We start from the raw sequence: 1,085 nt of genomic DNA, 5'->3' as shown, positions 1-1,085 counted from the left end.
TAAGTGCCTATTCAAAATTAATCGCGTGATCAGTTCCGTAACCACCGAGTAAGCGGTGTACCTCTTCATGTAGACGTTCAAACGAGAGATAGGCACTCAAGGGCAGCCAGGTGTACTTCATCTGCCGCCACAGAATCTCTATCAGATTCAGCTCTGGTGAGTAGGCAGACAGATAGATCAGATGCACACGTTGCGACATCCACTCCACCCTCTTGCGCCTAAAGGCCTTGGAGCGATGCATGCTGGCATTGTCGAGCACCACAACGGCGAAGGTGTCTGGATCCTTCTGGATCACAAACTGGTCAAACGCTTCTATGACCGTTTCCGTGGTCACTGTCTCGGTTGTCGTGTGATAGACCAGTTTTCCGGCTCGGCTTAGGAAGCCCAGCACGTTTAGCCTTCGGCTGCGGGAGTAGGCAGTGACTTCCCAGGGCTTGCCGATAGGGCTCCACGCATACGGCACCGACGACGCTTGTGAAAAACCTGATTCATCAAAGTAATAGAGCTCGTGCTCGCCTTGGTCCTCTCGCTCGTGAAGCGCTTTCATCAAGCCTTGCGTTTTGCGAAAGTCCGTTTCGTCACGCTGGGTCTTGAGTGAATGCCGAATGCGCTTGAAGCTATGGCCATTTTTTTTTCAACGCCCGGCGCAGTGTCACCGTGGCGACAGACTTGCCAGTCTCTTCTTGAAAGCGAGCCTGTAAGGCGCGAATCTGATGGGGATGCTCGGCTACCAACGCTTGCAGTCGCTTGTGATCGTGTTCATCGAGGGCGGGTGTTCGTCCACTACGCGGTTTGTCGGTGAGACCATCAAAACCGGACACTTCCCATTGCTTGAACCATCGTGATACGGCATCGCGGCGAACCTGAAGTATCTCACTGATTTGGGTAATAGTATGGCCTTGGTCACTCAGTAGAATGGCATGCGCCCGACGACGGAGAGCGCGCTTCTCGCCATGGTGATAGGCGGAGGTCAGCGTCTGTTGTTCAGGTTCAGTGAGAGGGGCAACGAAGCGTTTTTCCATGGTTCTGTCCGTGTCAGAAATCCTGGCATGGATATTACACGAAAACTTTAGATCAGGTACTTA

The 1,085-nt window shown here is 52.9% G+C and carries 1 protein-coding gene; it reads right to left on the bottom strand.

The annotated features are described in order from the left end of the window. Positions 1 to 7: 7 nt before the first annotated feature. Positions 8 to 1,022 (bottom strand): IS630 family transposase gene (locus V8L70_RS22800; RefSeq protein WP_101146788.1). Its coding sequence is split into 2 segments (ribosomal slippage): positions 8 to 634 and positions 636 to 1,022, totalling 1,014 coding nucleotides; the frame shifts between segments, so codons are not numbered across the junction. Positions 1,023 to 1,085: the final 63 nt, after the last annotated feature.

Origin of the sequence: Vreelandella arctica, from assembly GCF_037070215.1 — a bacterium.
Classification (GTDB): domain Bacteria; phylum Pseudomonadota; class Gammaproteobacteria; order Pseudomonadales; family Halomonadaceae; genus Vreelandella; species Vreelandella arctica.
The sequence above is the reverse complement of the archived record's forward strand: the minus strand, read 5'-3'. Positions and strand labels throughout refer to the sequence as shown.